This is a genomic window from Kluyvera ascorbata ATCC 33433, from assembly GCF_000735365.1.
Lineage (GTDB): Bacteria > Pseudomonadota > Gammaproteobacteria > Enterobacterales > Enterobacteriaceae > Kluyvera > Kluyvera ascorbata.
This window is the reverse complement of record NZ_JMPL01000173.1, coordinates 1-6,662: the sequence shown is the minus strand read 5'-3', so window position 1 is coordinate 6,662 and position 6,662 is coordinate 1. Positions and strand designations below refer to the sequence as shown.

The following is a 6,662-nucleotide window of genomic DNA, read 5'->3' as shown; positions in this document are numbered from 1 at the left end:
AGACAATAGTGGTCACCGCCGCGGCACCGTCGCAGGGGCAGGATGATGAGAGTTCACTGGTGGCGCATAACGCGACTGCTGGAACGAAATCCAGCCAGCCGATAAGCCGCACATCGCAAAGTATCGCCGTGGTCACTCAAGCGCAAATCGCGGCGCAGGCGGCGAAAACCATTCCGGAGGCGCTGCGCTATGTCTCCGGCGTGGCATCGGAAAACGCCGGGCCGGATACCCGTTTTGACACCATCGTGGTGCGTGGTTTTGAAGCCGACGAATATCTCGATGGCCTGCGTCTGCCGCGTGAAGCCTGGTGGAGCCGTCCGGCGTGGGACCCGTTCCTGCTGTCGCGCATTGAGGTGGTGAAAGGCCCATCGTCGGTACTGTACGGCCAGGCCAACCCGGGCGGGGTGGTCAATATGGTGAGCAAAACCCCGCAGGCCCAGCCGGGCGGGGAAGTGTATATGTCCACCGGCAACAATAACCTGTTTGGCACCGGATTTGATATTACCGGCCCGCTGACCGACGACAACACGCTGCTTGGCCGCGTGGCGGGAACCTTCTTCGATACCGAAACGCAGGTCGACCACACTCGCTATCAGCATTACGACATTGCGCCATCCTTCACCTGGCAGCCGAGCGATCGCACCAGCCTGACGGTGCTGGCGCAGCTGCGTAAAGACCCGGACAGCGGCTTCTACAACCAGATGCCCACCTCCGGCACGCTGACCTATAACCCGAACGGGCAGATCTCCAGCAAGTTCTACGGCGGTCAGCCGGGCTTTGACAGCTATGAGCGCAAGCAGGGCAGCATCGGCTATCAGTTCCGCCACGACTTTAACGACACGGTGACCTTCCGCCAGAACCTGCGCTATATCAGCAGCACCGGCGATTACCTGATGGTCTACCCATGGGGCGTCCATGCCGATGCGCCGCTGATCGACCGTTACTCGATGAACCTGCAGGAGACCATGGTCAACTTCGCCGTGGATAACCAGGCGGAGTTCCATCTGCAAACCGGCCCGGTGCAGCATACGCTTCTGGCCGGGATTGACCGGATGCACAGCTCGGTGCGCAGCCGCGCGGGCTACGGTGATGCCAGCCCGATCAACTACCTCAACCCGGATTACAGCACCCCGGTTGAAGTGCCTGCCTTCACCAGCAGCACCCACTCCACGCTCGATCAAACCGGGTTCTACCTGCAGGATCAGCTTGAATGGGCAAACTGGATAATGAACCTCGCCGGGCGTTACGACGCGGCGAAAACCAAGAGCACCAACCTGCTGACCGACGCGCGTACCGAAAGCAACGACTATGCGACCACCGGACGCGCCGGGCTGCTGTACCACTTCGATAACGGTTTAGCGCCGTACGTCAGCTACTCGACCTCGTTCGTGCCAAGCAGCACGACCGATTTTTACGGTCACGGCTTTAAGCCGACGGAAGGCAAGCAGACGGAAATGGGCCTGAAGTACGATCCGCTTGGGCTGGATGCGCTGTTTACGCTGGCGCTGTTTAACCTGCGGGAAACCAACGTCGCGACGCCGGACCCGGATCACGCCAACTACAGCGTGCAGACCGGTGAGATCCGATCCCGCGGGATCGAACTGGACGGCAAGATCAACATCACCCCGGCCTGGTCGGTTCTGGCCTCCTACGCGTTAACCGATCCGGAAGTGATCAGCGCGAACGACGGCACCGAAGGCAAACATCCGGTTGGCATTGCGCGCAACAGCGCCAAGCTGTGGACGCAGTATGCGCTGAGCGGCCCGCTGGACGGCTTCTCCATCGGCGGCGGCGTGCGCTATGTCGGCAGCAGCTACGCCAATACCGACAACAGCCTGAAGGTACCGGCGGCCACGGTCTACGATGCGCGCCTGGGCTACGACTGGCGTGAATGGGGCGTTGCGCTGAACGCCGCGAACCTGACCAACAAAACCTATCTCGCCACCTGCCAGAACAACGGCTGTGAATACGCGATGAAACGTCAGCTGACGGCAACCGTTAGCTACAAGTGGTAACGATGCTCTCACGACGCACGTTATTAACCGCAGCGCTGCTGGCTCCCGCGATGTCGTGGGCCGGGAGTGCTGCGGCCCCGCAGAGGCTGGCGGTGCTGGACTGGGGGCTGACGGAGATGATCCTCGCGCTCGGTATCACGCCCGCTGGCGTCTCGGCGCCCGACTGGTATCGCAAACTGATCCCGCAGCCTGCGCTGCCTTCCACGGTGCAGGATTTAGGGCTGCTGTTTCAGCCGAACCTCGAAACGCTGTACGCCTTAAAGCCTGACCGCATTGTGATCACTCCCCAGCATACGTTGCTGAAGCCCGCGCTGGAAAAAATTGCGCCGACGCTAACGCTGCCAACGCACGGGCTTGCCTCCTTTATACAAGCGACGCGCCAGCTTGGTGATGTCTTCGGACGGGAAACGCAGGCGCAGGTGTTGCTCAATAATCTGCAATCGCAGATAGCCCACGTGCGCAAGGTTGCTCAGACGGTGCGGCAACCGGTGTTCTGCGCCACGCCCGTCGATGCGCTGCATCTGCGGCTCTATGTCCCGGGAAGTTTGCCCGGCGATGTGCTGGCCGCTTGCGGCCTGCGTCATGCCTGGCAGGGTAGCCGTGGGGCGGAAGGGACGGTGCTGGTAGAGTTAACGAGTATCGCCACGGTGGATGCCCGGCTTATCTTACTGGTCGATGACGACAAGCGTGACGCCGTTGCCCGCTGGCGGCAAAGCGCGCTGTGGCAGCGCCTGCCGGTGACGTCGCGGTATCCGATGGCGGTGATTGAACAGCCGATTAGCGATACCGGCGCGCTCATCACCGCCGGACGCTTCGCCGATATCCTCTATCCCTTTGTCGCGGGGTGGAGCGATGCATGAACCCTATTCCCGCCGCCTCTCATGGGGGCTCATCACGCTGCTGTGGCTGGCGGCGCTATTGCTCGCCGGTAACGACGTGCTGCGCGAAGGCGGCCTGCGCGCGCTGCTATATGCCAATAACCTCCAACCCACGGCGATTATTCTGCACAGCATGTGGCTGCCGCGACAAGGCATGGCGATTGTCGGCGGGGCGACGCTCGGGCTCTGCGGCTGGTTGATGCAGCGGGCGCTACGCAATCCGCTGGCGGAGCCGATTACGCTCGGGATGACTTCCGGCGCGACGCTGGCGCTGGGGCTGGCATCGCTCTGGTTTCCGCTATTACTGACCGACGCCAAAGTGGCGGTGGTGGTGGTGGGCGAGCTGGTCGCGCTGCTGCTGGTGCTTGCGCTGAGCTGGCGGCAGCGGCTCTCGCCTTTAGTGATGATCCAGGCCGGGATGATGATCAACCTGTGGTGCGGCGCGCTGACGATGCTTATCGCCATCATCAACGATCGTTTCCTTCTGACCGTGCTGATGTGGGGCGGCGGCTCGTTGGCGCAGGAGGACAGCTATCTGCTGATGTCGCTTCTGCCCTGGCTGGCGCTTTGCCTGCTGGCGATGGCTTTTTTGTGGCGACCGCTGGAGCTGTTGCAACTGCCGGAAACCATGGTCAGTAGCCTGGGCGCGTCGCCGCTGAAAATTCGTAGCGCCGCGGTGCTGCTGGCGCTGGTGATGAGCGCGCTGGTGGTCAATGCCGTCGGGGTGATTGGTTTTATCGGCCTGGCCGCGCCGCATCTTGCCCGCTTTGGCGGTGCGCGCACGTCGCGCCAGCTGATGCTGCACAGTGCGCTCACCGGGGCGGGGTTGCTGTGGTTTACCGACCTCTGCGTGTCCCGGGTTTCGCTCTTGAATGGCCAGTTGCTGCCCGTGGGTATGCTGACCGCGCTCACCGGCGGGCCGCTGCTAATCCTGTTAGCGCGCCATGCCCGGCAGCATGTCCCGGATACTTCCCCGTCGCCGCTGACGGCGGATGCCTCAACCCACCGCTGGGTACCGTGGTTTGCCGTTGCCGTACTGCTTATCACCATTGTGGTTTCACTTTGTCTTGGGCTCGGACTCGGCCACTGGCATTGGGCAAGCTATGAGGAACTGACGCAGTTGCTGCCGCTCAGGGTTCCGCGCCTGCTGGCCGCCATCAGCGCCGGGGCGCTGTTAGCGGGCGCGGGAGTACTGATGCAACGCGTGAGCGGCAACCCGCTGGCGAGCCCGGAGGTGCTGGGCATCGGCGGTGGCGCGGCGATGGGCGTCACCGTCTATATCCTGTTGTTTCCCACTCAGGGCACCGCCTTTCTTCTATTAAGCAGCCTGGTAGGTGCGCTTATTAGTTTGCTACTGACGATGTGGAATAGCCGACGCGGCGCGTTTAACCCTCAACGCGTGTTGCTTAACGGGCTGGCGCTGAATGCGCTATGTCAGGCCGCCGTTAGCATTGTGATGCTCAATAACCTTTCGGCCAGCGCGGTGCTGCTGCCGCTGATGACCGGCAGTACCTACTACATCAGCGCCTCTCTGGCGCAGGTGCTGTTTATCGCCACGCTGGTGCTGCTGGCGATAACCCCGCTGTTTCGTCGTTGGTTGGTGCTGCTGCCAATGGGCAGCGTGGCCGGTTCGCTTGGCATCTCGCTGCCGCGTGCCCGTTTCGGCGTGCTGGCGCTGGCGGCGCTGATGACCGGGCTTGCCACTTTATTGGTGGGGCCGGTGTCGTTTATCGGACTGCTGGGTCCGCATCTGGCGCGCCGGGTTGGCGTGAAAGGCGTACTGGCGCAGCTCTACACCGCGGTGCTGCTTTCCGCCTGCATCATGACCATTGCAGATTGGCTGGGGCGCAATGCGCTCTATCCGCGCCAGCTACCGGTGGGGCTGGTGGCATCGCTCATCGGCGTACCGCTGCTGGTCTGGCCGCTGATTCGTGGCAGAAACAGACCGTCATCTCATCAGATGTAATAAAGAAGCAAACTATAAAAAAGGAACGGGCATGTCGTTGTTGTTGATGTTGTTTCGGATGGTCGGCGGCTGGCTGCTGCTGGCCGTGGTTGCCGGGCTGATTAGCGGGCTGAGCAATGCGTCGCTGCTGGCGATGATTAACCACAGCCTGAATCTGCCGCCTGTACACGGCTGGCTGGCGCCGGGAATACAGTTTGCGCTGCTGGCCTGCCTGATGCTGGCAACCCGCGTTATCTCGCAAACCACCTTTATGTATCTTGGGCAGAAGGTAAAAGCGCGGTTGCGTAGTGAGCTGACGCATCGGGTGAGTGAAACCCGCTGGCTGCAGCTGGAACGTTCCGGAATGGCGCGGACTATCTCGGTGCTGACGCAGGATCTCGATACGCTGGTGGTCTTTTTCGTCAACCTGCCGAATCTCTTCATCTATAGCGCGGTGATCCTTGGGTGCCTGATTTACCTGGCGACGCTGTCTCTGAGTGTGCTTGGGTTGGTGCTGCTGGCGATTGCGCTCGGCACGTTGGGGTATCAGGCGGCACACGGGCGTGCGCTTGGGCTACTGCGACAATCCCGGCGACGAGAAGACACGCCCATTCAGCAGTGCAAAACGTTGTTCGACGGCGGGCGTGAATATCGGCTTAACGCCGCGCGTCGGCGGCATTTTGTGGACGGCGAACTGGCGGAGAATATTGAAGCTGTGCGCCGGGAGCGGACGCGGGGCTATATCCTGTATGGGCTGGCGACGAGCTGGGGAAGCATTCTGTTCTTTGTGTTTATCGGCCTGGTGCTGTTTGGCCTGCGCGAAGCGCTAACGCTACAACCGGCTGCGATTACCGGCTACGTGATGATCTTCCTTTATATGATTGTGCCCGTTGAGGGCGTGCTGTCGTCGCTACCGACTATCGCCAGCGCGCGGGTGGCGATGCAGCGGGTGCAGCAGCTACAGGCGGCGCTGCCGCCGGAGCAGGCGCAGCGTCCGTTGCCAGAAGGGCCGTTCACCTCGCTGGCGCTGGAGCGGGTGAGTTATCAATATCAAGGGGAAGATGGTGAACGCTTTACCCTTGGCCCGCTCGACCTGACGTTTACGCCGGGCGAGCTGGTCTTTATCGTCGGCGGTAACGGCAGTGGGAAAACGACGCTGGCGAATCTGCTGGTGGGGATCTATCCGCCCGACAGCGGAGCGCTGCGCCTAAACGGCCAGCTGATTGCCGATGACCAACAGGAGGCATATCGGCAATGCTTCTCGGTGGTGTTTAATGATTTCTTCCTTTTCGATAACGTGGCGTTTGTGCATGAACGCACGGCGGAACAGGTAGGGGAGTTACTCGAGCGGCTGAAGCTCAGCCATAAGGTCCGGTTTGCGGACGGACGTTTCTCCACGACGGCACTCTCTCAGGGGCAGCGCAAACGGCTGGCTTTGTTGCAGGCCTGGCTGGAAACGCGGCCGATCTACCTGTTCGATGAGTGGGCTGCTGACCAGGACCCGGAATTCAAAGCGGTGTTTTACCAGGAAATCCTCCCGGCGCTGAAGGCTGAAGGGAAAACCATTATCGCAATCACCCATGACGATCGCTATTTCCACCTTGCGGACCGGATTATCAAGCTCGAATCGGGGCGTATTGTTGAATAGTGGGTGGGGCGATAAGCCGTTTCCCTCTCTATAAAGAAGGGGGAAGATACGCAGAGACGATAAGAATAGATGAGATTTGTGGATAACTCTGTGTGTAAATGGGTATAAGGCGGGGTTCTGCTGGGGATTGCAGCAGTCAGTCATTTTTCTGCAATTTAAGGGTTGCGGCCCTGAAG

At 61.1% G+C, this 6,662-nt stretch carries 4 protein-coding genes; all 4 read left to right on the top strand.

Going from position 1 to position 6,662, the window contains the following annotated elements:
• Positions 1 to 2,015: TonB-dependent siderophore receptor (locus GKAS_RS22230; protein ID WP_035897555.1), on the top strand; the 2,015-nt coding region annotated here is incomplete at its 5' end.
• A 2-nt stretch (positions 2,016 to 2,017) separates the two neighbouring features.
• Positions 2,018 to 2,875: an iron-siderophore ABC transporter substrate-binding protein gene (locus GKAS_RS22225; protein ID WP_035897553.1), complete on the top strand. Its 858-nt coding sequence runs from the start codon at positions 2,018 to 2,020 to the stop codon at positions 2,873 to 2,875.
• Positions 2,868 to 4,859, top strand: coding sequence for a Fe(3+)-hydroxamate ABC transporter permease FhuB (gene fhuB, locus GKAS_RS22220; protein WP_035897552.1), 1,992 nt, complete (start codon positions 2,868 to 2,870; stop codon positions 4,857 to 4,859). Before GKAS_RS22225 ends, fhuB begins: the two co-directional genes overlap by 8 nt.
• A gap of 31 nt (positions 4,860 to 4,890) precedes the next feature.
• The gene (locus GKAS_RS22215; protein ID WP_035897550.1) at positions 4,891 to 6,486 is read left to right on the top strand and encodes a cyclic peptide export ABC transporter; all 1,596 of its coding nucleotides are present in this window, start codon (positions 4,891 to 4,893) and stop codon (positions 6,484 to 6,486) included.
• The last annotated feature ends 176 nt before the right edge of the window (positions 6,487 to 6,662 follow it).